Source organism: Pseudomonas sp. MF5691, from assembly GCF_016405645.1.
In the GTDB taxonomy this organism is placed as follows: Bacteria; Pseudomonadota; Gammaproteobacteria; order Pseudomonadales; family Pseudomonadaceae; genus Aquipseudomonas; species Aquipseudomonas shahriarae.
The window spans coordinates 213,726-238,859 of record NZ_JAEKDC010000004.1 but is presented as its reverse complement, the minus strand read 5'-3'; the positions used below and the strand labels follow the sequence as shown (position 1 = coordinate 238,859).

29 protein-coding genes are annotated in these 25,134 nt (G+C 60.6%); 6 read left to right on the top strand and 23 right to left on the bottom strand.

The features are described 5' to 3' along the window. Positions 1–17: 17 nt before the first annotated feature. The 6 genes from JFT44_RS08585 to minC all read right to left on the bottom strand — a co-directional run bounded on the left by JFT44_RS08585 (position 18) and on the right by minC (position 4,668). Entirely contained in the window at positions 18–194 is a 177-nt protein-coding gene (locus tag JFT44_RS08585; RefSeq protein ID WP_198830552.1) for a hypothetical protein, read from the bottom strand. A gap of 307 nt (positions 195–501) precedes the next feature. After that, positions 502–1,791 (bottom strand): M18 family aminopeptidase, encoded by a 1,290-nt coding sequence (locus tag JFT44_RS08580; protein WP_029300406.1) that lies wholly within the window; start codon positions 1,789–1,791, stop codon positions 502–504. A gap of 135 nt (positions 1,792–1,926) precedes the next feature. Next, complete coding sequence (locus JFT44_RS08575; protein WP_057440687.1) at positions 1,927–2,562, bottom strand: RluA family pseudouridine synthase; 636 nt, start codon at positions 2,560–2,562, stop codon at positions 1,927–1,929. A 96-nt stretch (positions 2,563–2,658) separates the two neighbouring features. Continuing rightward, positions 2,659–2,913 (bottom strand): cell division topological specificity factor MinE, encoded by a 255-nt coding sequence (gene minE / locus JFT44_RS08570; RefSeq protein ID WP_003175252.1) that lies wholly within the window; start codon positions 2,911–2,913, stop codon positions 2,659–2,661. 3 nt (positions 2,914–2,916) lie between these two features. Next, a complete protein-coding gene (minD, locus tag JFT44_RS08565) occupies positions 2,917–3,729 on the bottom strand; it encodes a septum site-determining protein MinD (RefSeq protein ID WP_057440689.1) in 813 nt (270 codons plus the stop codon). Positions 3,730–3,930: 201 nt separating this feature from the next. Further along, positions 3,931–4,668 carry a septum site-determining protein MinC gene (gene minC / locus JFT44_RS08560; RefSeq protein ID WP_115127724.1) on the bottom strand — a complete coding sequence of 246 codons (738 nt, stop codon included), beginning with the start codon at positions 4,666–4,668 and terminating at the stop codon, positions 3,931–3,933. 117 nt (positions 4,669–4,785) lie between these two features. On the opposite strand from minC, the gene JFT44_RS08555 reads away from it, so the two are divergent. Both JFT44_RS08555 and JFT44_RS08550 read left to right on the top strand, forming a co-directional pair. After that, complete coding sequence (locus tag JFT44_RS08555) at positions 4,786–5,718, top strand: lipid A biosynthesis lauroyl acyltransferase (RefSeq protein ID WP_057440694.1); 933 nt, start codon at positions 4,786–4,788, stop codon at positions 5,716–5,718. A gap of 35 nt (positions 5,719–5,753) precedes the next feature. Further along, a complete protein-coding gene (locus tag JFT44_RS08550; protein ID WP_057959034.1) occupies positions 5,754–6,908 on the top strand; it encodes a patatin-like phospholipase family protein in 1,155 nt (384 codons plus the stop codon). A 116-nt stretch (positions 6,909–7,024) separates the two neighbouring features. On the opposite strand, the gene JFT44_RS08545 is transcribed toward JFT44_RS08550, so the two are convergent. The 8 genes from JFT44_RS08545 to puuE form a co-directional block, all read right to left on the bottom strand. Then, positions 7,025–7,810: an outer membrane protein OmpK gene (locus JFT44_RS08545; RefSeq protein ID WP_057440698.1), complete on the bottom strand. Its 786-nt coding sequence runs from the start codon at positions 7,808–7,810 to the stop codon at positions 7,025–7,027. Further along, entirely contained in the window at positions 7,807–8,202 is a 396-nt protein-coding gene (locus JFT44_RS08540; protein WP_147283328.1) for a hypothetical protein, read from the bottom strand. Before JFT44_RS08540 ends, JFT44_RS08545 begins: the two co-directional genes overlap by 4 nt. A 44-nt stretch (positions 8,203–8,246) precedes the next feature. After that, entirely contained in the window at positions 8,247–9,593 is a 1,347-nt protein-coding gene (locus JFT44_RS08535; protein WP_057440700.1) for a nucleobase:cation symporter-2 family protein, read from the bottom strand. Between the two features lie 136 nt (positions 9,594–9,729). After that, on the bottom strand, positions 9,730–11,028 hold the full coding sequence (locus JFT44_RS08530; protein WP_169890355.1) for a urate hydroxylase PuuD: 1,299 nt from the start codon (positions 11,026–11,028) through the stop codon (positions 9,730–9,732). Positions 11,029–11,079: 51 nt separating this feature from the next. Beyond that, complete coding sequence (locus JFT44_RS08525; RefSeq protein ID WP_029300388.1) at positions 11,080–11,583, bottom strand: ureidoglycolate lyase; 504 nt, start codon at positions 11,581–11,583, stop codon at positions 11,080–11,082. A gap of 120 nt (positions 11,584–11,703) precedes the next feature. Beyond that, positions 11,704–12,699 carry an allantoicase gene (alc, locus tag JFT44_RS08520; protein WP_198830551.1) on the bottom strand — a complete coding sequence of 332 codons (996 nt, stop codon included), beginning with the start codon at positions 12,697–12,699 and terminating at the stop codon, positions 11,704–11,706. A gap of 41 nt (positions 12,700–12,740) precedes the next feature. Continuing rightward, positions 12,741–13,256 (bottom strand): 2-oxo-4-hydroxy-4-carboxy-5-ureidoimidazoline decarboxylase, encoded by a 516-nt coding sequence (gene uraD, locus JFT44_RS08515; protein WP_029300384.1) that lies wholly within the window; start codon positions 13,254–13,256, stop codon positions 12,741–12,743. Then, positions 13,253–14,179: an allantoinase PuuE gene (gene puuE / locus JFT44_RS08510; RefSeq protein WP_133714270.1), complete on the bottom strand. Its 927-nt coding sequence runs from the start codon at positions 14,177–14,179 to the stop codon at positions 13,253–13,255. Before puuE ends, uraD begins: the two co-directional genes overlap by 4 nt. A gap of 419 nt (positions 14,180–14,598) precedes the next feature. Here puuE and uraH point away from each other — a divergent pair, with 419 nt between their 5' ends. Continuing rightward, entirely contained in the window at positions 14,599–14,952 is a 354-nt protein-coding gene (gene uraH / locus JFT44_RS08505; RefSeq protein ID WP_092235056.1) for a hydroxyisourate hydrolase, read from the top strand. Positions 14,953–15,176: 224 nt separating this feature from the next. Here uraH and JFT44_RS08500 read toward each other — a convergent pair whose 3' ends face one another. The 3 genes from JFT44_RS08500 to JFT44_RS08490 form a co-directional block, all read right to left on the bottom strand. Then, positions 15,177–15,803 carry a LysE family translocator gene (locus JFT44_RS08500; RefSeq protein ID WP_032863245.1) on the bottom strand — a complete coding sequence of 209 codons (627 nt, stop codon included), beginning with the start codon at positions 15,801–15,803 and terminating at the stop codon, positions 15,177–15,179. A 63-nt stretch (positions 15,804–15,866) separates the two neighbouring features. After that, positions 15,867–17,198 (bottom strand): NCS2 family permease, encoded by a 1,332-nt coding sequence (locus JFT44_RS08495; protein WP_186350907.1) that lies wholly within the window; start codon positions 17,196–17,198, stop codon positions 15,867–15,869. A gap of 222 nt (positions 17,199–17,420) precedes the next feature. Continuing rightward, positions 17,421–17,852: a MarR family winged helix-turn-helix transcriptional regulator gene (locus JFT44_RS08490; protein ID WP_029300375.1), complete on the bottom strand. Its 432-nt coding sequence runs from the start codon at positions 17,850–17,852 to the stop codon at positions 17,421–17,423. 81 nt (positions 17,853–17,933) lie between these two features. On the opposite strand from JFT44_RS08490, the gene JFT44_RS08485 reads away from it, so the two are divergent. Next, complete coding sequence (locus tag JFT44_RS08485; RefSeq protein ID WP_198830550.1) at positions 17,934–19,100, top strand: PLP-dependent aminotransferase family protein; 1,167 nt, start codon at positions 17,934–17,936, stop codon at positions 19,098–19,100. A gap of 10 nt (positions 19,101–19,110) precedes the next feature. Further along, positions 19,111–19,713 (top strand): glutathione S-transferase family protein, encoded by a 603-nt coding sequence (locus JFT44_RS08480; RefSeq protein WP_070995352.1) that lies wholly within the window; start codon positions 19,111–19,113, stop codon positions 19,711–19,713. Positions 19,714–19,835: 122 nt separating this feature from the next. Here the strand turns inward: JFT44_RS08480 and JFT44_RS08475 are convergent, their stop codons facing one another. The 5 genes from JFT44_RS08475 to JFT44_RS08455 all read right to left on the bottom strand — a co-directional run bounded on the left by JFT44_RS08475 (position 19,836) and on the right by JFT44_RS08455 (position 22,868). Then, entirely contained in the window at positions 19,836–20,207 is a 372-nt protein-coding gene (locus tag JFT44_RS08475) for a glutathione S-transferase N-terminal domain-containing protein (RefSeq protein WP_029300369.1), read from the bottom strand. Positions 20,208–20,309: 102 nt separating this feature from the next. Then, the gene (gene folE, locus JFT44_RS08470; RefSeq protein ID WP_029300367.1) at positions 20,310–20,855 is read right to left on the bottom strand and encodes a GTP cyclohydrolase I FolE; all 546 of its coding nucleotides are present in this window, start codon (positions 20,853–20,855) and stop codon (positions 20,310–20,312) included. A gap of 320 nt (positions 20,856–21,175) precedes the next feature. Continuing rightward, on the bottom strand, positions 21,176–21,733 hold the full coding sequence (locus JFT44_RS08465; protein WP_029300365.1) for a Smr/MutS family protein: 558 nt from the start codon (positions 21,731–21,733) through the stop codon (positions 21,176–21,178). Between the two features lie 76 nt (positions 21,734–21,809). Further along, on the bottom strand, positions 21,810–22,130 hold the full coding sequence (locus JFT44_RS08460; protein WP_029300363.1) for a hypothetical protein: 321 nt from the start codon (positions 22,128–22,130) through the stop codon (positions 21,810–21,812). Positions 22,131–22,277: 147 nt separating this feature from the next. Then, positions 22,278–22,868, bottom strand: coding sequence for a cysteine hydrolase family protein (locus tag JFT44_RS08455; protein ID WP_029300361.1), 591 nt, complete (start codon positions 22,866–22,868; stop codon positions 22,278–22,280). A 238-nt stretch (positions 22,869–23,106) separates the two neighbouring features. On the opposite strand from JFT44_RS08455, the gene prmB reads away from it, so the two are divergent. Continuing rightward, a complete protein-coding gene (prmB, locus tag JFT44_RS08450) occupies positions 23,107–24,015 on the top strand; it encodes a 50S ribosomal protein L3 N(5)-glutamine methyltransferase (RefSeq protein ID WP_029300359.1) in 909 nt (302 codons plus the stop codon). A gap of 289 nt (positions 24,016–24,304) precedes the next feature. Here prmB and JFT44_RS08445 read toward each other — a convergent pair whose 3' ends face one another. Then, a complete protein-coding gene (locus JFT44_RS08445) occupies positions 24,305–25,108 on the bottom strand; it encodes a hypothetical protein (RefSeq protein WP_029300357.1) in 804 nt (267 codons plus the stop codon). Between the last annotated feature and the right edge of the window lie 26 nt (positions 25,109–25,134).

Here is a 25,134-nt window from a genome sequence, read left to right as displayed (position 1 = left end):
CAATGCGAGTGCATTTATTATTCGGCCAGTTTCGCCAGGATCCGGTAGACGATGGTGGCGAGGATCAGCAGCATGCCGATCCACATGCCAAATACACCGAGGTTTTTTTCGCGGAAGTTGAAGCCAACGGCCAGCAGGATCATGCCCGTGAGGATGGGGATGAGCATGGCGTGGAAGGCGGACATCGGGATCATGGTGGGGACGGCCTTGTCGTTGAGGGATGAGTGTCAGTCTAGGCGGGATTGGCGCGGGGTGCCTTGATGTGTGTCAGATAGCGCCGCAGTGCGCTGGGAATCGCCATCGCGGGCAAGCCCTAATGCCGTTCAGTTAAGCGCAGATCCCCGGTGGGAGCGGGCTTGCTCGCGAAAGCGGTGGGTCAGTCAATATCAATGTTTGCTGGGCGGACGTCTTCGCGAGCAAGCCCGCTCCCACATTTGATCTTCGCTGCTTTGAGTATTGCGTTCGCTTAACTGATCGGCATTAGGGCAAGCGCCGCCCCTTTCAGGGCAGGTCGCGACTTGCGTAAAACGCACTCAGCACCTTTACCAGGTGCGCCAAATCGTGGCTGCCGCACAACTCGCGGATCGAGTGCATGGCGAATGTCGGCAAGCCGATATCCACGGTGCGCACGCCCAGGTGGCTGGCTGTGATCGGGCCGATGGTCGAGCCACAGCCCATGTCACTGCGCACCACGAAGCTCTGCACCGGCACTTCTTCAGCCATGCACAGGTGGCGGAAGAACCCGGCGGTTTCGCTGTTGGTGGCGTAGCGCTGGTTGCTGTTGACCTTGATTACCGGGCCGGCATTGAGTTTCGGGCCATGGTTGGCGTCATGCTTGTCGGCATAGTTGGGGTGGATGCCGTGGGCATTGTCGGCAGACACCAACAGCGACTTCTGAATCGCCCGTACGAACTCATCACCTTCAGGCAGCAGGCGACGCAGGGTCTGTTCCAGCATCGGGCCGTCGGCACCGCAGGCCGAGCAGGAGCCGACTTCTTCGTGGTCGGTACACACCAGCACGCAGGTTTCGTCGGTCTCGCTGGTGAGCAGGGCTTGCAGGCCGGCATAGCACGACAGCAGGTTGTCCAGGCGGGCGCCGGCGATAAAGTCGCCATGCAGGCCAATCACCGCTGCGCCCTGGGTGTCGTAGAAGCTCAACTCGTAGTCGAGCACCACATCAGCGTTCAGCCCATGTTCGCGGGCCAGTTGGTCGGTGAGCACGGCGCGGAAGTCCACGCGCTCATCACCGGCAAACTGCGCGAGGATCGGCGGCAGCTCGGTCTGGGCATTGATCGCCCAGCCCTGGTTGGCTTCACGGTTCAGGTGGATGGCCAGGTTGGGGATGATGGCAATCGGCAGTTTGAAGTCGATCAACTGGCTTTCGACCTTGCCGTCACGCCGGAACGTCACGCGGCCGGCGAGGGAAAGGTCGCGGTCGAACCACGGTGCCAGCAGCGCGCCGCCATAGACTTCCACACCCAACTGCCAGAAGCCCTGGCGTTGCAGTTCAGGTTGCGGCTTGACCCGCAGGCACGGGCTGTCGGTATGGGCGCCGACCAGGCGGATGCCGTCGTGCAGGGGCGACTGGCGGCCCATCTTGAAGGCGATGATCGAGGAGTCGTTGCGGGTCACGTAGTAGCGACCGTTGGCCTCGGTGGTCCACGTTTCGCGCTCGTCGAGGCGCTGGAAACCGGCAGCTTCCAGGCGCTGGGCGAGGGCCGCAGTGGCATGAAAGGGAGTGGGAGAGGCCTTGAGGAAGTCGATCAGGCCTTGATTCAACGCTTCGCGCATAAGTAGCTCCAGACAGCAATGCGCGGAGTTTACCGTATTGGCTCAGGATTTGGCTTGAAGCTACTTTCTTAAGTGCAACACAAGACCTCTGTGGGAGCAGGCACGCCAGCTCCCACAGAGGATCGGGTTACCACTTCAAAAAGGCGCAGGGCACTCGAAGCGCAGGCGCTCGCCGCTTTGCGGGTGGGTAAAGCTCAACATGCTCGCGTGCAGGCACAGGCGCGGCCAGGCGGCCAGGGCCTGTTCATGGGCATACAGGCCATCACCGAGCAGCGGGTGCCCGATGGACAGCATGTGTACCCGCAGTTGGTGCGAACGCCCGGTAATCGGCGTCAGCTCGACCCGGCACCAATCCCCGCAACGCTCCAGGACTTTCCAGAAGGTCAGCGCATGCTTGCCGAACTCATGGTCCACCACATGCCGCGGCTTGGTCGGCGGGTCATAGCGCAGCGGCAGGTCGATGCTGCCGCTGTCCAGTTCCGGCTGGCCCCAGCACAAGGCGGTGTAGGCCTTTTCTGTTTCGCGGTCGTGAAACTGGCGGGACAGTTCGCGGTGGGTGTCGGCATCCCTGGCCAGCAGGATGATCCCCGACGTTTCCCAGTCCAGGCGATGGACGATACGCGCCTCTGGGTAACCGTTTTCCTGCAGGCGAGTGATCAGGCAGTCCTTGTTGTCGTCGGCGCGACCTGGCACCGACAGCAGCAGGGTAGGCTTGTTCACCACCAGGACAGCGTCATCCTGGTGAAGGATATGGATATTGGACAACGGCATTAAACAGCCTCGTAACAAACGCCAACGGCGGCTCGGCCACCTGGTTCCCCAAAGGGGATCAAGGTGACGGAGCCGCCGTGGCGACCGCCTGTTCGATCAACGATCAGGCAGGGTGATATTGAGTTCCAGAATCGAGCAGCTGCCGTCGTTTTCCAGGGCGACATGCACGTCATCGTTGCCGATATTGACGTACTTGCGGATCACCTCGACCAGTTCCTTCTGCAAGGCTGGCAGGTAGTCCGGCGTGCTGCGTTGGCCGCGTTCGTGCGCCACGATGATCTGTAGACGCTCTTTCGCTACCGATGCGGTGCTTGGCTTTTTGTTGGCGCGAAAGAAGTCGAGAAATTTCATTGTTTAGTTGCCTCCAAACAGGCGCTCGAAGAATCCCTTCTTCGCGACATCGAGGAAGCGGTGTTCCACGGTTTTTCCCAACAGGCGGTCAACGGCATCGCTGTACGCCTGGCCGGCGTCGCTTTGGTCGTCGAGGATGACCGGTACGCCCTGGTTGGATGCTTTCAGCACCGCCTGGGATTCCGGGATCACACCCAGCAGAGCCACGGCCAGGATTTCCTTGACGTCTTCAACGCCGAGCATTTCGCCCTTGCTGACACGGTCAGGGTTGTAGCGGGTCAGCAGCAGGTGTTCCTTGATCGGGTCTTCGCCCTTCTCGGCGCGCCGGGATTTGCTGGCCAGCAGGCCCAGCATACGGTCCGAGTCACGTACCGAGGACACTTCCGGGTTGGTCACGACGATGGCTTCATCGGCGAAATACATCGCCAGGTGAGCACCGGTCTCGATACCAGCCGGGGAGTCGCAGACCACGTACTCAAAGGTTTCCTTGAGTTCCATCAGGACTTTTTCCACGCCTTCTTTGGTCAGCGCGTCTTTGTCGCGGGTCTGGCTGGCGGCCAGTACATACAGGTTCTCAAGGCGCTTGTCCTTGATCAGGGCCTGTTGCAGGTTGGCTTCGCCGTTGACCACGTTGACGAAGTCATACACCACGCGGCGTTCGCAGCCCATGATCAGGTCGAGGTTACGCAAACCGACGTCGAAGTCGACGATGACTGTCTTGTGGCCGCGCAGAGCGAGACCGGTACCGATAGCGGCGCTGGTGGTGGTCTTACCCACACCACCCTTGCCGGATGTAACCACGAGAATCTTGGCCAAGGTGTTTCACCCCTAAGGAAAAAGGACCTCTCAGTCCCTGAAAAACATCTCTTGAAACTCGCTGCAGGCGGACAGCCTTCGTAGGAAAAAGATGTGCCTCCCGTAAGGGAAACGCCAGCTTTCAATTATTCCTACACAAGTCTTGCCGGTTTCGCTGTGCTATCAGAGTCCAGAGATGCTTGGAAAATGCGGCAGTATCCGTTAAAGACGGATGATGTTCAACACATCGCCCGACAGGCTGACTTGTACCCCGGCCCCCCACAGCGGATCACGGCGCAAATCTTCCGAAACCTTGTACTGGCCGGCGATCGACACCAGCTCAGCGCTCAATTGCTGGCAGAAAATCCGTGCCTTGGTATCGCCCTTGACCCCAGCCAGTGCCCGACCGCGCATTGGGCCGTATACATGGATGTTGCCATCGGCGAGAAGTTCCGCGCCGGGACTGACCGGAGCGACCACCACCAGGTCGCCGCCCTGGGCGTAAATCTGCTGCCCACCGCGTACGGGAGAGGTGATGATCCTTGTAGGCTTGACCGTCGGCTCTGCCGGTTTTTCCGGTTTTTTCTTCACTTCAGCTTCTACCGGGTCGAGCACACGCTCGCGGGCACCGGACGGTGGCAATACTGGCAATTCAATAGCGATGGCCGCCGCGATGTCTTCAATACGGTTGGCACGGATGGCCAGGGTGCGCAGGCCATGTTGGCGGCAAACGCGCATCAGCCCGGGCAGGTCAACCGCGCCCTGGCCGGCCGGCAATTTATCCAGGGCCAGCACCAGCGGCGCATTGTTGAAGAAATTCGGCGCCAGGGCGACCTTGGCGGCGAGCTGGCGGTCCAGGGCGTCAAGGTCGTTACGGGCCAGTTCCAGCACAGTAATGGCGAGCATGCTGCCCTTGAGCTGGAATACGGGATCTTGGTCTAGCGATTCAGTTTGGCTCATGGTCGGCAAAGCGGCTTGTCACGAAAAGTGTCGAGACTTATAACGAGAACAACCGCTAGCCGCAAGCCGGGTCGAACCGTTGTAGAATGCGCGGCCCTGTCTTTACCGGAATCTGTAATGGATCGCCCGCGTTTTCGAGCTGTATTTTTTCACCCGCGCTTCTGGCTGCTATGGCTGGGGCTCGGCCTGTTGTGGCTGATTACCCAACTGCCATACCGGGCGCTGCTGGGCATTGGTCGTGTACTGGGTGCGTTTATGTACCGGGTGGCCGGCGAACGTCGACGCATTGCCGCGCGAAACCTGGAACTGTGCTTCCCGCAGATGTCCGCGCAAGAGCGTAAACATTTGCTCAAGGAAAACTTTGCCTCCACCGGCATCGCCTTTTTCGAGATGGCCATGAGCTGGTGGTGGTCCAAACAGCGTCTGGCGCGCCTGGCCCATGTTGAAGGGCTGGAGCACCTCAAGCAGGCACAACTGGAAGGCAAGGGCGTGATCCTCATGGCCCTGCATTTCACCACCCTGGAGATCGGCGCGGCTTTGCTCGGCCAGAAGCACACCATCGACGGCATGTACCGCGAGCACGGCAACCCGTTGTTCGATTTTATCCAGCGCCGTGGCCGCGAGCGCCACAACCTCGACTCCCTGGCGGTAGAGCGTGAAGACGTGCGCGGCATGCTCAAGCTGCTGCGCGCCGGCCGGGCGATCTGGTACGCGCCGGACCAGGACTATGGCGCCAAGCAAAGCATTTTCGTGCCGTTGTTCGGCATCCAGGCCGCCACTGTCACCGCTACCAGCAAGTTTGCGCGCCTGGGCAAGGCATTGGTGGTGCCCTTTACCCAGCAGCGCCTGGCCGATGGCAGCGGCTACCGCATGGTGATTCATCCGCCGTTGCGCGACTTCCCCGGTGAATCCGACGAAGTCGATTGCCTGCGCATCAACCAATGGGTGGAAACTGCGGTGCGCGAGTGCCCCGAGCAATACCTGTGGGCCCATCGCCGCTTCAAGAGCCGGCCACCGGGCGAGCCCAAGTTGTACGAAAAGCGCCGCTGAACAAACGGATTGTCCCTCGCCCATGGAGTTATGCAATGCGCCCCACTGAACCGGTCACAGGCTTGATTCTTTCCGGCGGCGGGGCGCGTGCGGCGTATCAGGTCGGGGTGCTGGCGGCGATTGCCGAGTTGCTGCCTCCGGGGGCCGCCAATCCCTTCCCGGTGATTGTCGGCACCTCGGCCGGGGCGATCAACGCGGTGAGCCTGGCCAGTGGCGCCATGGACTTTACTGCCGCCATCGCGCGCCTCACCGCATTCTGGCAGGGCTTTCGCAGCCATCTGGTGCTGCGCAGCGACTGGCCGGGGGTGATTCACCAGGCCAGCCGTTTCCTCTCCCGCAGCCTGCTGGGCCTGGGCTCGCCGGTGCCAGTGGCGCTGCTCGACAGCTCGCCGTTGCGGGAGTTGCTGCAAGACAAGCTGCATTTTGAAGGTATCAATGAGGCGATCCGCCACAAGCACCTGCATGCCGTAGCGGTGACGGCGTTCGGCTATGAGTCGGGCCAGGCGGTGACGTTCTATCAGGGCGGCGGCACCATCGACGCCTGGCTGCGCCACCGGCGCATCGGCCTGCCCACGCAGTTGACGGTGGAGCACCTGCTGGCCAGTTCGGCGATCCCATTGCTGTTTGCGCCGGTCAAACTGGACCAGGAATATTTTGGCGATGGTGCCGTCCGGCAATCAGCGCCCATCAGTCCTGCGCTGCACCTGGGGGCCACCCGGGTGCTGGTGGTGGGGGTCAGTGGCAACCCGCGTTCCCCTGACCCTTCGGCGCCGCAGGAGCGCAGCTACACCGGCCAGCAGCCCACCCTGGCGCAGATTGGTGGGCATATGCTCAACAGTACTTTTATTGACAGCCTCGAGAGTGACATCGAGTTGCTGGAGCGTCTTAACCAGTTCAGCCATCTGCAACCGGCCAACAGCGCCGCGCGGGGGCTTTCACCGGTCGATGTGTTGGTGATTGCGCCCAGCCAGCCGATCGACGAAATAGCGGCCCGCCATCGCCAGGAACTGCCGGCGGCATTGCGGTTGTTCTTGCGTGGGCCAGGGGCGACCAAGACCAGCGGGGCAGGGGTGCTCAGCTATCTGTTGTTCGAGGCAGGGTATTGCAGCGAGTTGATCGAGTTGGGGCGCCGCGATGCATTGGCCAAGCGCGAGGAGTTGCAGCGGTTCCTGGGCCTGACCCCGAACTGAATCGGGGCGCGGGCTTGTGTGGGAGCGGGCTTGCCCGCGATGGCGGTGAATCAGCCAATACTTGGGCTGGCTGACACTCCGCTATCGCGGGCAAGCCAGCTCCCACAGGGGAGGCCTTAGAAGTGGTACTTGACCAACAGGCTGGCCGTGTCCTGGTTGGTCTCGAACGCGCCGCTGTCCTGGATCCCGTACTTGTTCTTCCAGTAGTCGTATTCAAAACCGACATACAACTGCTTGGCGCCCCAGTTCATGGCTTTGCCCAGGTCATACTTGACCTGCGGGTTGAAGTGCAAGTTGGCGTGGTAAGTACCACGGGCGTTCTTGTCGTTATCCACCACCCAGTCCATGAAGCCGTCGATCAGCACGTCGGAGTTGCCCACGGGAATGGTGTAAGACCATACCGGCGTGATCTGCCAGACACCATCACCCGGGCGATTGCCTTCGGTCTGGCGCTGGTAGAAGTTCAACTGGAAGTAGTCGAAGCCGGGGATGTTCAGGTCGAATGCCGGGCCTACCAGGTAGGACTCGTTGTCGCCTTCGCCGAACTCGTAAGTGAACGCCAGCAATACATCTTTGATCGGGCCGAAGGACAAGTCCTTATCCAGGATCTTGCCAAATGACAGCCGTGGGCTGAACTCGCCGTAGTAAGTATTGGGGCCGACGTTGCCGTCTTCCTTGCCGTTGTAAAAGATACGATCGAGGAAGAAGAAGTTGTCGCCGTACTTCCACGCATCGGCGTGTTCAAAGGTGACGGTTTGCTGGATCTCTGGGTTGACCTTGAAGTTCTTGCCCCACAGGTAAGTCAGGCTGTTGTTCTGCCACTGCAGCAAGTCACCCGCCATTGCCTGGCCCCCGGCCAGCAGGGATCCGGCCAACATCAGGCTGTTCACGGTACGTTTCATTCGGTTGCTCCCGAGCTAAAGTTTTGTGGTTTTTCTTCTACGCAGGCGCTCTGGTGTGGCGCCTTTTGGTTCGCTGCAAAAATCGTCTGTTCGGTCAGCTTTAATGCTTTTAGCAAGAGCTGCGCCAAAGTGTTTGAAAAGCCAAAAAATCCCCGCCGGCTACATGGGATGCAGTCGGATACAGAGGACTTTTGCGCACTTTGGCAGCCAACATAAGGCCGGGATAAGTTGGCCTTTAAGTCAGCTTTTACATTCGCTGTTTTTTTTTGAGTCGATTCGAGCGGGCGCGGAGAATACTGGCTCCAGAGCCTGTGCTCAAGTGCGCTGTAAAAGAGCGCGGGGGGCGAGAATGGGGCACGGCGTGTGGCCGGCCCCAGGTCTAGGGTGTGCATGTGGATGTTCCCTGTTCGTTGTTATTTTTGTCGTAACGAAGGAATCAATGCGTATGGGCAACTGCGGGGCGTTCTGAGCCGCCCAGGATGTTGAACAGCACGTTCAGCGACAACGCGCTAAGCGTGGCCATGGCAATGCCGCTATGGGTAATCGGGCTCATCCACAACGGTAACTGGGCAAAGAACTCCGGGCGTACCACCGGGATCAGGCCCATGCCGATGCTGACCGCCACCAGCAACTGGTTGCGCCGGTCGGCAATGTCGGCTTCCTGGAGGATCTTGATCCCGGTCGCGGCCACCATGCCGAACATCGCGATGGCCGCGCCGCCCAGCACCGCAGGAGGAATCGAAGCCACCAAAAACGCCGCCTTGGGCAGCAGGCTGAGGACAATCAAAAAGGCCCCGGCCATGATCGTCACCGAGCGGCAACGCACCCCGGTCATCTGCACCAGGCCGATGTTCTGGGCGAAAGAAGAATGGGTGAAGGTATTGAAGAACCCGGCAAAGAACGACGCGCCGGCATCGCACAGCAGGCCGCGTCGCAGCATTTTCGGGGTGACTTCCTGGCCGGTGATCTTGCCCAGCGCGAGGAACATGCCGGTGGATTCGACGAAGATAATCACCACCACCAGGCACATCGACAGGATCGGTGCCAATTCGAATGTGGGCATGCCGAAGTGCAAGGGCGTGACCACTTGCACCCACGGCGCCTGCTCCAGGCCGCCGAGGTCGACCATGCCGAGCAGTCCGCACAAGGCGTAGCCCAGGGCCATGCCGATCAGTACCGAGATATTGACCCAGAACCCACGCATGAAACGGTTGATCAACAGAATGGTGGCCAGCACCAGGCCGGCGATGGCCAGGTAGATCGGCGAGCCGAATTGCACGGCGGTAGCACCACCGCCAGCCCAGTTCACCGCCACTGGAAACAACGAAAGACCGATGGCCGTGATCACCGTGCCGGTCACCAGCGGTGGGAAGAAGCGCACCACCTTGGACATGAATGGCGCGATGAGCATGCCAAAGAACCCGGCGGCGATGGTTGCGCCGAAGATCCCTTGCAGGCCGATGCCCGGCATGCCCGCCATGGCGACCATGCTGCCGACAGCGGCGAAACTGGCGCCCATCATCACCGGCATACGGATGCCCAGCGGGCCGATCCCGAAGGATTGGACCATGGTCGCGATCCCCGCCACCAGCAGGTCGGCGTTGATCAAAAAGGCGATTTCTTCACGACTCAAGCCCGCGGCTTGTCCGATGATCAGCGGCACGGCCACTGCGCCGCCGTACATCAGCAGTACATGTTGCAGGCCTACCAGGATCAGTTGCAAAAGGGGCAGCCGCACCATGGCGGGTGCGGCAGGAATCTGCGGCTCGGCTAACTCGGACATGCAACACCTCGGATCTTTTTTATTTTTGTGTTGTTTGGCAGTCAATTGCCAGGTGAAACCCAATCTTCAAAACACAGCACCTCTCAACTGTAGGAGCGGGCTTGCCAGCTCCTACAGTGTGATCTGCGCTAATCAGTTAATTGGTGCGCGCTCCTTGATTGATCCAACTGCCAATCAACTCCCGCTCCTGCTGGGTCATCTGGGTAATGTTGCCCAATGGCATGATCTGGCTGGCCACCGCCTGCGCTTGAATGCGCGCCGCCTGCTGCTGGATCTGCGCCGGGGTATCGAACATCACCCCGGCCGGCGCGGTGCTGAACAGCGGGCTGGTGGGCTTGGCCGAATGGCACACGGTGCAACGCTCTTCGATCACGCTGTGCACCTTGCCAAAATCCGTCGAGGCCTGGGCCGCAGGCGCTTGTGCCGCTGGTGCTGGCGCGGCGGGAGCTGCTGGCTTGAGGCCGCCACCCAACGCGGTTTCCGGCAATGGCTGGTACTCGATCGCTGCTGGCGCCTTGGCCACGTCCGGTGTGGTCGCCACGGGTTTAGGACCGGTGACATAGGCCAGGCAGATCATCGCCAGGGCGCCGACCGGTAGGGTCCACGCGTATTTCTGGCTGTCATGCCGGGTGTTGAAGTAGTGCCGTACCAATACCGCCGCCACCGCGATCCCGGCCAGGATCAACCAGTTGTACTGGCTGCCGTAGGTGCTCGGGAAGTGGTTGCTGATCATGATGAACAGCACCGGCAGGGTGAAGTAGTTGTTGTGACGCGAGCGCAGCAGGCCCTTGGCCGGCAGTGCCGGGTCTGGGGTGCGGTTTTGCGCAATCGCTGCCACCAGCGCACGCTGGGCCGGCATGATGATACGGAACACGTTGCCGACCATGATGGTGCCGATGATCGCACCCACATGCAGGTACGCACCGCGCCCGCTGAACACCTTGCTGAAGCCGTAGGCGGCGCCGATCAACAGGACGAACAGGATAAAGCCGAGCAGGGCAGGGCGTTTGCCCAGGGCCGAGTCGCACAGAAAGGAGTAGATGAACCAGCCGGCGAACAGTGAGCCTATGCCCAGCAACACGCCTTCGGTACCGCTGAGGCTGCTGCCGGGGGCGAGCAGGTACAGCGTCGGGTTGAGGTAGAACACCACGCACAGCAGCGCGACGCCCGACATCCAGGTGAAATAGGCTTCCCATTTGAACCAGTGCAGGTTGTCCGGCATGGTCGGTGGGGCCAGTTTGTATTTTTCCAGGTGGTAGATACCGCCACCGTGGATCGCCCATAAATCGCCAGCCAGGCCACTTTTGGGGTTGACGCGGTTCAGGTTGTTTTCCAGCCATACGAAATAGAAAGACGCACCGATCCAGGCCACGCCAGTGATCATATGAACCCAGCGCACGCTTAGGTTCAGCCATTCCAACAGATGTGCTTCCACAGTCTTTACCTCTCGCCCGTCACCCTTGTTGTCGGGTGCTCGGACCTTCTCTTATTGGTGGGGGGCAAGGATCAACCGCTCATCCTCTTTGAAAAAATGCTCATCGCAGTTATTGCCTGTGCCACTGCGATCAACCACCAGGAAGTCATCCCGCTTTTCGATCGTCAGCACCGGGTGGTGCCAGACGCCGCGATGGTAATTAATGCCCTGCCTGCCGTTGGTGACGAAGGCGCGGACCAAGCCTGATACAGGTTCATCGCCAACCGGCGCGACCACGATCAGAAAGGGGTTGCCGAGCAGCGGGATAAAGGCCTGGCTGCCCAGCGGGTGTCTTTCCAGCATGCACACGGTCAGCGGCATGTCCTGCGCATCGGCGCGGAAGATGCTGATGATGGCGTGGTCTTCTGGCGTGGCGGTTTCTACCGTCGCCAGTTTATGAAAGCGCATGGTCGAGCCGTTGTTGATCATGAAGTGATCGCTGCCATCGGTTTCGATAACGTCTCCGAAAGGGGCGAAGGCTTCTTTGGTCAAGGGTTCGATCATCAGTGTGCGCATGGCTGTCTTCTTATCCGAATTCTGTGTTGTTTGTTCTGGCGCCTTCGCGAGCAAGCCCGCTCCCACATTTGGAATGCATTCCCCTGTGGGAGCGGGCTTGCTCGCGAATGGCATCACCGCTTACTTCGAAACCTTGCCGAAAACCCGCAGGCGGCTTACACCACCATCCGGGAATACGTTGAGGCGGATGTGGGTGATCGGGCCCAGTGCCTTGATCTGCTCGGCGAAGGTGTGTTCGGCGTGCATTTCCAGTTTCTGTGCCGGCAGCAGTTCGCGCCAGAACAGCGATTGGGTCTCGATCTGGCTGTCAGTGCCGCCTTTGACGAACGCGGCCTGGATCGAGCACGTGTCCGGGTAGTTGCCCTTGAAGTGCAGGGTGTCGACCACCACTTTCTCGACCTCGCCGGCATGCCCCAGCGCGACGATCACCCAGTCATTGCCAGGTGTGCGACGACGCGCGGTTTCCCAGCCATCGCCCATGTTGATGCCACGGCCCGGGTTGAGGATGTTGCCCATGCGCCCGAAGTGCTCGTCGGAGCAGGCCAGTGCGCGGCCGCCATTGAGGGAGGAGGCCAGGTCCACTTGTTCGTTGTCGCCCACGGCCGACCAGTCGCGGAACGGAATGCCGTACACCCGCAGACGCGCTACGCCACCATCGGGGAAGATGTTGAAGCGCAGGTGGCTGAATGCCTGGTCGTTGTTGATTTCGTGGAAATGATGGCTGTTGCCCTGCAACTCTACGGCAGACAACACTTCGACCCACTGGGTGTTGTCATCGGGCTCGCCCGACGCCAGGAAGCAGCCTTCCAGGGACGCCGATGGCGGGAAGTTGCCGGTGAAGAATGAAGTGTCGATGTCCACGCCCTTGATAGAGCCCGGTACGCCCAGGCGGATCACCGCGCTGTCGAAGCCTTCGAAGCGCTTGCGGCGTGACTCCCAGCCGTCCATCCACTTGCCGTTATCATCGAAAACGCCCTCCTTCCATACGGCCGGGGTCGGCTGGAACAGTCGGTTGGCGTCGGCGAACCAGTCATCAGTCACAGAGATGATCTTGGTGCCCAGGCGGGCGTCGGCCAGGTTGACGAACTTCTCGAAAGGTACGGCGTTAGCTTTCATTCTTCTTGTCTGCCTTAGATAGAGTGGCTGGGGATGGTCGTTTAGAGGGTCAATAAACGGAACAACGCGATCTTGTTGATCTCTGCCAGTGCGCACTTGAACTCGGTCTCGACCGGGTTGTGGATGCGCGTTTCAAACGCGGCGAGGATCTGATGCCGGTTGCTGCCTTTTACCGCCATGATGAAGGGAAACTTGAACTTGGCCTTGTAGGCGTCGTTCAGCTCGGTGAAGCGCGAAAACTCGTCGCTCGAGCATTGGTGGATACCGGCGCCAGCTTGTTCATGGGTACTGGCTTCGGTCAGTTGGCCCTGGACGGCAGCTTTGCCGGCCAGGTCCGGGTGAGCGTTGATCAGGGCCAGTTGCCTGGTGTGATCGGCGCTCAATAGGATATCGCTCATGCGCTGGTGCAGGGTTTCGATCTCATCGATCGAGGCGTCCTGGCCCAGGTCGAAGGCCTTTTCGGCCACCCATGGCGAGTGTTCATAGATATCGGCGAAGGCTGCGACAAATTCGTCGCGGCTGAGGGCCGATGGTTTCAAGGTTTGGAAAGCAGTCATTTGGCGGCTCCCTGGAAAGGGTGTACGTCATGCCAGTGGCGGGCAATGTCGACGCGGCGGGTGAACCACACCTGGTCATGGCCCTTGGCGTATTCGATAAAGCGCTTGAGTGCGGCCAGGCGCGCCGGGCGGCCGATCAGGCGGCAATGCAGGCCGATGGACAGCATCTTCGGCGCCTCGGCACCTTCGGCATACAGCACATCGAACGCGTCCTTGAGGTACTCGAAAAAGTCGTCGCCCTTGTTGAAACCCTGGACCTGGGTGAAGCGCATGTCATTGGTGTCCAGGGTGTAGGGGATCACCAGGTGCGCCTTGCCGGCCGGGTTGTTCGGTTCCCAGTAGGGCAGGTCGTCGTCGTAGGTGTCGCAGTCATACAGGAAGCCACCTTCTTCCATCACCAGCCGCCGCGTATTCGGGCCGGTGCGCCCGGTGTACCAGCCCAGTGGGCGCTCGCCGGTCAGCTCGGTAAGGATGCGGATGGCTTCGAGCATGTGCTCGCGCTCCTGGGCCTCATCCATGTACTGGTAGTCGATCCAGCGGTAGCCGTGGCTGCAAATCTCGTGACCGGCGGCGACCATCGCACGGATTACATCGGGGTGACGCTGGGCGGCCATGGCCACGGCGAAGATGGTCAGCGGAATGTCGAATTCCTTGAACAGCTTGAGGATGCGCCACACGCCGGCACGGCTGCCGTATTCGTACAGCGACTCCATGCTCATGTTGCGCGCGCCTTGCAGCGGCTGGGCCGAGACCATTTCCGAGAGGAAGGCTTCCGACTCTTTGTCGCCGTGCAGGATATTGCGCTCACCGCCTTCTTCGTAATTGAGTACGAACGACAGGGCGATACGCGCCTTGCCCGGCCAGTGAGGGTGCGGTGGGTTACTGCCGTAACCGATCAGGTCGCGTGGGTAGTCAGCGCTCACTGCAGTCTTCCTTCTTGTTCGTGATCGATGGTGTGGCGGCCGTTGCGTCACAGCGATGGGTTGATTGTATACAACTTAATGGTCACTTTGTAAGCCTGTATTTCTGCATTTTTTCCGAGTGGTCGTGCCGGCCTATCCTTGCAAGAAACTTGCCCGACCGGTCAACTAAATCTCAAAAACCTGCGGCACCGCTTTAGTGTAGGAGCGGGCTTGCCGGCGATAACGATCTTCCTGTAACCGCACTGCTCGCAGATACACCGTCATCGCCGGTAAGCCAGCACCCATTGGGGAAGAGAGGGGTTGTTGAATTTATTGTGTACAATTTTTTTGAAAAGTGTCTTAATCAGCCATCGCCGGCTTTTTCAATGCCCCACAAAGGTGCGGCCTCTTATTAATCGATGACACGGGAGCTCCAATCCATGGGACGACTGACCACACACGTACTGGACGCCGCCCACGGCTGCCCAGGCAGCGCCATCAAGGTTGAACTGTACCGCGTCGAAGGCGCCCAACTGGAGCTGGTCGCCAGCGCCCTGACCAACAGCGACGGCCGTTGCGACGCACCACTGCTGCAAGGTGACGACTACCGCAGTGGGGTCTACCAGTTGCAGTTCAGTGCCGGGGATTACTATCGCGCCCGTGGTGTGCAACTGCCGGAACCGGCGTTTCTCGATGTGGTAGTGCTGCGTTTTGGCATCAGTGCCGAACAGGATCACTACCATGTGCCGCTGCTGATTTCGCCCTACAGCTACTCCACTTATCGCGGTAGCTGAGTCGTCGTCTCGCTTCACACCCCAAATGCTCTTCGTTGGTTTCGCCCGCTCACACTGCGGGCTTTTTTTTGCCCGCTCTGTAGGAGCGAGCTTGACTCCGGGCGGCGCTCCGACGAAAAACGTCAACGATAACGCGTGTTGTCTGGCTACACGCGGCGCTCTCAAGTTCTTCGTCGGAGCGCCGCCCGGAGACAAGCTCGCTCCTACACGGCGTCAGGAAGCCACTAGCCCCTGAGCAGCGATGCCGCCCCGGCGCTGCCAAACAGCCCGGCACTGAAGCGGTTGAACCAGCTCTGGCCCTTGCCGGTGCGCAGGTAGCGCGCGGCGCCGTGGGCACCCAGGCCGTAGGCCAGCTTGCATAGCAGGTCAAGCACGGTCCAGGTGGCGATCATGATCAGCAGTTGCGGCAGGAACGGCTGCTGGCTGCTGAGAAACTGCGGCAGGAAGGCGGCGAAAAACAGAATGTCCTTGGGGTTGCTGGCGCCCAGCACAAAAGCCCGGCCAAACAGTGCACGAAAACGCGGCACGGGGGCTGCGTCCGGCACCACGGCGCCCTGGGAGGGCAGGCGCGATTGCTGCCAGCTCTGCCACGCGAGGTAGAACAGATACAGCGCACCGACGATCTTCAAGGCGCTGAACAACTGCTCCGACGCCAGCAACAAGGCCCCCAGGCCCAGGGCCGAGGCGCTCAACAGGCAGATCGAGGCAAACACCCCGCCAAGAAACGCCGGGTACGAACGGCGCAGGCCGTAGTTCAGGCTGTTGCTGATCATCAGCAGCGACAGCGGCCCCGGAATCAGGATCACGATCAAAGCAGCGCCGCTGAACAGCAGCCAGGTTTCCACGCTCATTACATTCCTCCATACATGCAAAAGCCCCACCCAAGGGTGAGGCGGTTTTCGCCGGCTTCCGAGTTACAGGAAGATAAACTTGGCGATGAAAATCGCGCACAGCACCCACAGACTGATGGAAATCTGCTTGTACTTGCCCGTGCCGGCCTTGAGGGCCACATAAGTGATAAAACCCAGCGCGATGCCGTCGGCGACCGAGAAGGTCAGGGGCATCATGATTGCCGTGACAATCGCCGGAATGCTGTCGGTGGCGTCGTCCCATTCGATATGGGCCATGCCGCTCATCATCAGCATCGCCACATAAATCAGCGCACCGGCCGTGGCATACGCAGGAATCATGCCTGCCAGTGGGGCGAAAAACATCGCCGCTACAAACAGCACGCCCACGGTCACGGCCGTAAGCCCGGTGCGCCCACCGGCCGCCACGCCCGCGGCGCTTTCCACATAACTGGTCACGGGCGGTACACCGACCACTGCGCCAAACACGCTGGAAGCACTGTCGGCTTTCAAGGCCCGCGACAGGTTCTCGATCTTGCCGTCGGCATTGACCAGGCCCGCCCGCTGGGCAACGCCCATCAGGGTGCCGGCGGTGTCGAACATGTGCACAAACAGGAAGGCGAATACCACACTGATCATGCTGACGTTGAACACGCCCATCACGTCCATCGCCATCCAGGTCGGCGCCAGGCTCGGCGGGGCGGCGACGATGCCCTGGTACTGCACCAGGCCCAGGCCCCAGCCGGCCAGGGTGACCGCAATGATGCTGATCAAGATTGCGCCGAATACCCGGTGGTAACTGAGGATCGCGATCAGCAGGAAGCACACGGCCGCCAACAGCGGTGCCGGTTCATGCAGGGAGCCGAGCTTGATCAGGGTGGCCGGGCTGGCCACGATGATGCCGGCGGTTTTCAGGCCGATCACCCCCAGGAATAGACCCACCCCGGCGCCCATGGCGTGGCGCAGGCTTACCGGAATGCTGTTGAGCAGCCATTCGCGGATGCGCGACAGCGTCAGGATCATGAACAGCACGCCGGAGATAAACACCGCACCCAGCGCGGTCTCCCAGGTGTAGCCCATGGTGCCGACCACGGTGTAGGTAAAGAACGCATTCAAACCCATGCCCGGCGCCAGGCCGACAGGCCAGTTGGCGTACAGGCCCATCAACAGGCAGCCGAGGGCTGCGGCGATGCACGTCGCGACAAAGGCGGCGCCGTGGTCGATGCCCGCGTCGGCCATGATGTTGGGGTTGACGAAGATGATGTAGGCCATGGTGATAAACGTCGTGAGGCCGGCGATCAGTTCGGTCTTCACTGTGGTGCCATGCAAGCTGAGTTTGAACAGGCGTTCCAGCCAGCCCTGCTTTGCGGTCGAAAGGTGGGGCGGACTGAGGTCCAGGGTCGGGGCGTCGGATTTATGGCTTTCCACAGCAAGTACTCCTCAAGAGTTTTATTGTTATTTCCAGCACCGGACACTGGGGTGGGCAGCGGTGCTTTGAGGTACCAGCGGGCTTTGTTGACCATTAGGTCAGGAACTCGCACGAAGCGAATTATGCTTTTGTATACAAAGAAAGCAAATAATGTTTGCGATTATGTGTGCAAAAAAGATGAAAGGCCAATTTCAAGGCAGGGTCAGGGCCTTGTTCACTGCCAGCCAACCCATCACCGCCTCTTCACCGGCCTCGGCGAAGGCGTGCTGCAGCAGCTTGACTTGTTCGCGGCGCAAGGACTGTTCGAAGCGCTGGCCTTCTTCGGTCAAGTGCAACAGGCGCTTACGTTTGTCAGCGTCCGAGGCAACGCTGTCGACCAGCTGCATTTCCTGCAATTGGCGCAGCGGCATGTTCAGCGCCTGCTTGCTCACCCCCAACAGCTCCAGCAGTTGCTTGACGCTCAAGGCGGGGTAGCGGGCGATAAAAAACACGATGCGCTGATGCACCCGGCTCAAGCCCCGACGCTCCAGCATTGCGTCGGCCTTGGCGGTAAAGGCCTGGTAGCCGAAGAAGAACGCTTCCATGGCGGCTTGCTGCGAAGTCTGGTTTTTAAGGTCAAGCATATTGACGTATCTACCTTGGGCGTCGTAATTTCGGTCAACCAGTTTGACGTATTTTCCCCAGGCTTTGCTACCGGTGACCCTATGGCTTTCTCTGAACGTGTTTCGCGCCTTAAAAGCTCCTTGATCCGTGAGATCCTCGCGGCGGCCCAGCGTCCGCAGGTGATGTCATTTGCCGGTGGCCTGCCCGCCGAAGCCATGTTGCCTGCGCTGGATTGGCAAGGCATGCCGCCGGCCATGGGCCAATACGGCATGAGCGAGGGCGAGCCGCAATTGCGCGAGTTGCTGGCCGCCGAGGCGCGGTCGCTGGGGGTGGCTTGCGAGGCCAGCCAGGTCCTGGTGGTCAGCGGCTCGCAGCAAACCCTGGACCTGGCGGCCAAGTTGTACATCGACCAAGGTACGCAGATCCTGCTGGAAGGCCCGACCTACCTGGCCGCCCTGCAGATCTTTCAACTGTTCGGCGCCGATTGCCTGACCGTGGAGCTGGAAGCCGACGGCCCGGACCTGACGGCGCTGCGCAGCAATCTGGAACGCCATCGCCCGGCGTTCATCTACCTGATCCCTACCTTCCAGAACCCGTCGGCGGTGCGCTATAGCGAAGCCAAGCGCGATGCCGTGGCGGCGCTGCTCGATGAATTCGGCGTGACCCTGATCGAAGACGAGCCGTACCGCGAGCTGACCTTTGATGGCGGCAGCGCCCGGCCGATTGTCAGCCGCTTGCGCAAGGCCAGTTGGATCTACACCGGCACCGTCTCGAAAACCCTGCTCCCGGGCCTGCGGGTCGGCTACCTGATCGCCAGCCCCGACCTGTTCCCCCACCTGCTCAAGCTCAAGCAGTCGGCGGACCTGCACACCAACCGCGTCGGCCAATGGCAGGCCATGCAGTGGATCGGCACCGAGCGCTACCAGCAACACCTGGTGCAACTGCGCAGTTTTTACCGTGAGCGTCGTGATGGGTTCCAGGCGGCATTGACGCGCCACTTCGAGGAACTGGCCGACTGGCAAGTGCCCCAGGGTGGATTATTCTTCTGGCTGACCTTGAAACAGCCCCTGGATACCCGCACCTTGTTGGCACCAGCGCTCGACCAGGACGTGGCGTTCATGCCCGGTGAACCGTTCTTTTCCGAGCCGGACCAGCACCACGGGCACCTGCGGCTCAATTTCAGCCACATCGACCCGGCACGCCTGGACGAAGGTCTCAAGCGTCTCGCGGCGGTGATCCGTCAAGCACAGCGCGCGCAAGCGGCATAAGGGGAGCTTCATGTACAAGGTTTATGGCGATTACCGTTCGGGCAACTGCTACAAGGTCAAGTTGATGCTCAACCTGCTTGGCATCGCGTATGAGTGGGTCAATGTCGACATCTTGAACGGCGACACCCAGACCGCCGAGTTCCTGGCGAAGAACCCCAACGGCAAGATCCCGGTACTGGAGCTCGAAGACGGCACCTGCCTGTGGGAGTCCAACGCGATCCTCAACTTCCTCGCAGACGGCAGCGAGTTCCTGCCCACCGAACCGCGCCTGCGCACCCAGGTGCTGCAGTGGCAGTTTTTCGAACAATACAGCCATGAGCCGTACATCGCGGTGGCGCGGTTTATCCAGTTTTACCTCGGGCTGCCGGACGATCGGCTGGAGGAGTACAAGACTACCCATAAAGGCGGCTACAAGGCCTTGAGGGTTATGGAGAAACAGCTGCAGGCCACGCCCTACCTGGTGGGCGATCAATACTCGATTGCCGATATTGCGCTGTATGCCTACACCCATGTGGCCCATGAGGGTGGTTTTGACCTGAGCCCCTATCCGGCCGTGCAAGCCTGGCTTGCACGCGTGGCCAGCCATCCCCGGCACGTGCCGATGCTCGACTGATAGGCACGGCATTACTGTAGGAGCGGGCTTGCCCGCGATGGCGGAGGGTCAGTTGATGAGTAATTGACTGACACACCGCCTTCGCGAGCAAGCCCGCTCCCACATTTTGACCGCGTTTTCTGTCAGATCGCGGCGAAGCGCTTGTCCAGGTAGTCGATGATCACTTTGGAGTCATACATCCAGGTGGTCTGGCCGTTTTCTTCGATACGCAGGCACGGCACCTTGATCTTGCCGCCTTGGGTAAGCAGGGTCTGGCGGTCCTGCTCGTTGTTCTTCGCGTCCTTGAGCGCCACCGGTACATTCAGGCGGTGCAGGGTGCGGCGGGTCTTCACGCAGAACGGGCAGGCGTGGAATTGGTACAGGGTCAGGCCCTTGGCCGCTTCATTGACCTGTGCCTGTTGCTCGGCAGGGCGCTGTTTTTTGCGTGGGCGGGTAAGGAAGTCGCCCGCGATGATGACGTGGCCGAGGCCCACTCGAAGTGCTTTGACGAACATGGCTGAAACCTCTTGCCCATGACAGAAGGGGCCGCAGCTTACCTGATTTCCACAGGCGAAAAAAAACCGGCGATGAATGCCGGTTTTTTCTTACGCAGCCTGTTACTTGATCAGGCTGAGAAACTCGCTGCGGGTTGCCGCGTTTTCGCGGAACTCACCCAGCATCACCGAGGTGATCATCGAAGAATTCTGCTTCTCCACACCGCGCATCATCATGCACATGTGCTTGGCCTCGATCACCACGGCAACACCCAGGGCACCGGTCACCTGCTGGACCGCTTCGGCGATCTGGCGGCTGAGGTTTTCCTGGATCTGCAGGCGGCGGGCATACATATCGACGATCCGCGCGACCTTCGACAGGCCCAGGACCTTGCCGCTGGGGATATAGGCGACATGGGCCTTACCGATGAACGGCAGCAGGTGGTGCTCGCACAGCGAGTACAACTCGATGTCCTTGACCAGCACCATTTCGCTGTTGTCGGAGCTGAACAGGGCACCGTTGGTGACCTCTTCCAGTGTTTGCTCATAGCCGCGGCAAAGGTACTGCATGGCCTTGGCGGCACGTTTTGGCGTGTCGAGCAGGCCCTCGCGGGAAACGTCCTCGCCGATTTGGCCGAGGATTGCGGTGTAGTTTTGTTCCAATGTCACAGGACTGTTTCCGTATGGGTTTCAGAACGGTACGGTGTATGCCTGTACCAATGTGAAGCGGTACGCCAGCGAGCGGTCGTGCAGCGTCGCCAGTGATTGGCGCACATAGTAGCGTAGGTATGCCGAGAGGTGTAATTCCCTGGAATGCGGGGTTTGCATTCGTGGCGAGGGGGGTCGTCCCCCGGTGGGCTGCGAAGCGGCGCCAAAACCTGGCGCCTCGGTGTATCTGATAAAGCGCAGTGGGCCTTATAGAGTGGGGCTGCTTCGCAGCCCAACGGGGGACGAGCCCCCTCGCCACAGATTAACCTTTCCCAGGTCATTCACTCGTCACGCCCTTCAAGCATCGTGCGCTTGAGCATCACATACACCGCACCGGCGCCACCATGGCGCGGTTGGCAGGAGGTGAACCCGAGCACTTGGGCATGTTGGCGCAGCCAGGTATTGACGTGACTCTTGATCATCGGGCGCTTGCCGTCCAGGCGCACGGCCTTGCCGTGGGTCACGCGTACGCAGCGGATTTCGAACTTGGTGGCTTCGGCAAGGAACGCCCAGAGGGTTTCCCGGGCCTTTTCCACCGTCATGCCATGCAGGTCGAGGCTGCCTTCGAAGGGGATCTGCCCGGCCTTGAGCTTGCGCACCTGGCTTTCCTGGACCCCGTCGCGGGACCACATCAACTCGTCCTCGGGGCCGACGTCAATCACGAACTGGTCCGATAGGCCGTCCACCGTGGTGGCATCCGTGCGCACCGTGGCCGACTGGCGCAGCTTGGCGATCTGCGCGCGGTCGGTCTTGGGTTTGCCGGTATCGGCGCGATCGTGCTTGATCGGCTTGACGCCGCGCAGCTCGTTCTTGAATAGGGAAAAATCGTCGTCTTGCATGTCAGCCTCCGCGCGGGGCGGGCAGTTTACCCAAATCGAGGCGGTTGATGCGGGACAAAACGCTATCAGTGTTCCCTCAATCGTGCTTTTTCATCAGGTGCGAGGCGATGTTCAGCGACAGTGGCTGGCGCATACGGCGCCGGCAACGGCGCCACAGCCAGACGCCCAGCCACAGGATCAACAGCCCGCTGACCAACAGCACAGCCGCGCCACCCGGGCTGGCATTGAGTTCGCCCAGCGCGGGCGAATGACCGAACAGACCGGCAGCACCGGCCAACGAAAGCAGCAAGCCACACAACGCCAGCAGCGCGGCAAATGCCACGCCCAGGCGCAGACGCCAATTGCTCGGGCCCTTGGGGCGCAAGCGACGAGCGTCAAAACCATCGGATATCTTCATTCCGACCTTTCCTCCAGGGTATCGGCCCTTCGACCGGAAGTTAAACAACTTGTTCCGGGCTGGGAGGCAATTGCGGTAAATGACAGGCTTTAGCGGATGAGCGGGGCCTTTGCGGTGGCCGCGCCGCTCATCGACAGGGCGACCAGATCAGATCAGATCTTGGGTCAGGGCCAGGGTGGCGAAGTTGTCGGCCATGATGGCCATTTCTGTCTGCTGTACATGCTCGGCGCTGAGGATGCCGCCTTTGTAAGGCAGGTCGCGGGTCGCGCAGGCGTCTTCGACCAGGGTGCAGCGAAAGCCCAGGTTCTTTGCCGCACGCACGGTGGTGCTGACACTGGAGTGGCTCATGAAACCGCAGACGATCAAGTCCAGGGAGCCGAGCTCCTGCAGGGTTTTTTCCAGGAGCGTGCCATGGAAAGCGCTGGGCAGCAGCTTGCCGATGATGGTTTCGTCGTCTTGTGGCTCCAGGCCGGGAATAAACTCGCCGCGCTCGCCCTGAGGGTCGAACAGGCCACCAACGGTGCCCAGGTGACGCACATGCACGATGGGCCGCCCGGCCTTGCGTGCGGCAGCGCTCAGTTGCTTGATGTTTTCTACTGCGGCGTCCATGCCCGACAGGGCGAGCGGGCCGCTCAAGTATTCTTTCTGGGCATCGATGATCACAAGGGTCGCGTGGCTCAAATTGGCCGGTGCGTAACCGCGACCGCTGAGTTGAAACATCGTCTTTGGTACGGACATTCTGGGGCTCCTGTGAGTGGGGCTTTTGCGACATTGTCCTCTGGCTGAGCGGTTCTGTGAATCGCTACTAACGTAAGGTGCGCCGTTGTTGGCCTACAGCCCTGTCAAGAGGGGCTGCTGTGTAACAGAAAAACCTTGAATCAGGTTGGATCTGACGTTTTGCAAAGGTTTTTCATACATCGTCCGTACAGCTTAAGGCTGTTAGAATTGCCAGTCGTTTTTTCCTGGAGCTTGCCCCGTGATCACTTCCCGCCTGCGCACCTTGCGCGACCATATCCGTTGGGCTGTCAGCCGTTTCCATGGGGAAGACCTGTTTTTTGGCCATGGTACCGACAATGCCTGGGATGAAGCCCGGCAATTGGTGTTGGGTGCACTGCACCTGCCTTGGGAAATTGCCGACAGCTACCTGGATTGCAACCTCGAAGAAGAAGAGATTTCCCACGTACAGCGCCTGCTGCATCGCCGTATCCACGAGCGCGTGCCCACCGCCTACCTGTTGAAAGAAGCCTGGTTCTGCGGCATGTCGTTTATCGTCGACGAGCGCGTGTTGATCCCGCGCTCACCGATTGGCGAGCTGATCGAAAACCGCTTCGAGCCCTGGCTGGCCCAGCCGCCGGCGCGCATCCTCGACCTGTGCACCGGCTCCGGTTGCATCGGCATTGCCTGCGCCTACGAGTTCCAAGAGGCCGAGGTGGTGCTGGGGGACTTGTCCTTCGAAGCGCTGGAAGTAGCTAACCAGAACATCGAGCGCCATGGTGCCGACGAGCGCGTGTACACCGTGCAGGGTGATGGTTTCGACGGTTTGCCAGGCCAGCGCTTTGACCTGATTGTGTCCAACCCGCCGTATGTCGATGCCGAAGACTTTGCCGACATGCCCGATGAATACCAGCACGAACCCGAACTGGGCCTGGCCTGCGGTGACGACGGCTTGAACCTGGTGCGCCGGATGTTGGCCGAAGCGGCCGATCATCTGACCGAGAAGGGCTTGTTGATTGTCGAGGTGGGCAACAGCCAGGTGCACGTTGAAGCGCTGTACCCGGAAGTGGATTTTGCCTGGCTGGAATTCCAGAACGGTGGCCATGGCGTGTTCATGCTCACGGCGGAGCAGTGCCGGGCGCATCAGGCGGTGTTTGCCGCCAGGGTCTAGCCCGGACCATGTAGGAACTGGCTTGCCTGCGATGGCCTTCAGAAACTGACGAGTTGCCTCCCCGTGGCGAGCGGGCTTGCCCCGCGCTGGGCTGCAAAGCAGCCCCAAAACCGGTCTCCACGGTGTATCTGATGCGGCACATTCGGCTTATTGGGGCTGCTTCGCAGCCCAGCGCGGGGCAAGCCCGCTCGCCACGGGGGAGTTCTTCGGTGTCTGAACGTTATGTAGATGCCATCGCAGGCAAGCCAGCTCCCACATTTGATTTGGTTTGATCAGTTAAAGCGTGTTGTCAGCGGTGCGTTGCAATCCAGATCAACAGCCCCGCCTGGAACACGGTAAACGCCACCAGGCAGGTGATGGTGAAGCGCAAGCCGCTGTCTTCGCGCTTGAACTTGATGACCTTTTCTTCTTCGTGGCGCAGTTTCACTTCCTGTTCCGCCAGGTTCTGCTCGGCCTGTTGCAGCATCTGCGCCGCCTCCAGGATTTCCACGAACTGCACCTTCTCGGTGTTCCAGCTGTCCAGCACTTCGCTGACCTTGCCCGGCTGCACGTGCCCTTTGAGGTGCTGCACATCGGCATAGGCCACATCAAAACCCTGGATCCGCAAAAAGTGATCGCGGCGCAGGCGGGTGGCTTCGTTCAGCGCGTCTTTGTTTGCCAGGTCCACACCGTCGACGCGATAGTGCGACCACTTCTTCTTCGCCCACGCGGCGCCCTGGGCCACCAGGAATCGACCGAGGCCACGGTTGGCCGGCTCGATTTCCAGGCTGTTGCCCGGGCCAAAATGCACGCGGTGGGTGGCGTGGTCGACCCACACATCCAGGTGATTCTGTTCGCGCCGCACCCGTTGGGCGGGCAATTGGATGACCATACGCAGCAGGCTGTGGTCCTTGTTGTTGCGTTCGGCGTAGCCAAACTGCACAAAGCGCAATGGCCGGGCGCCGGTCGCGCGGTCAGTGGCCAAGGGCGCCAGGCGCAGCATCTTGAAGTGTTCGGCCTCAACCTCCGCCCACGGCAGAGCCGCCGCAGCCGCCGCTTCGGTTTCGGCGGTGCTCTCGGCGGGAGATTCCGGTACTGCTTCGGTGTTCGTCATTCGGCGCGATCCTGTCCAAGCCCAGC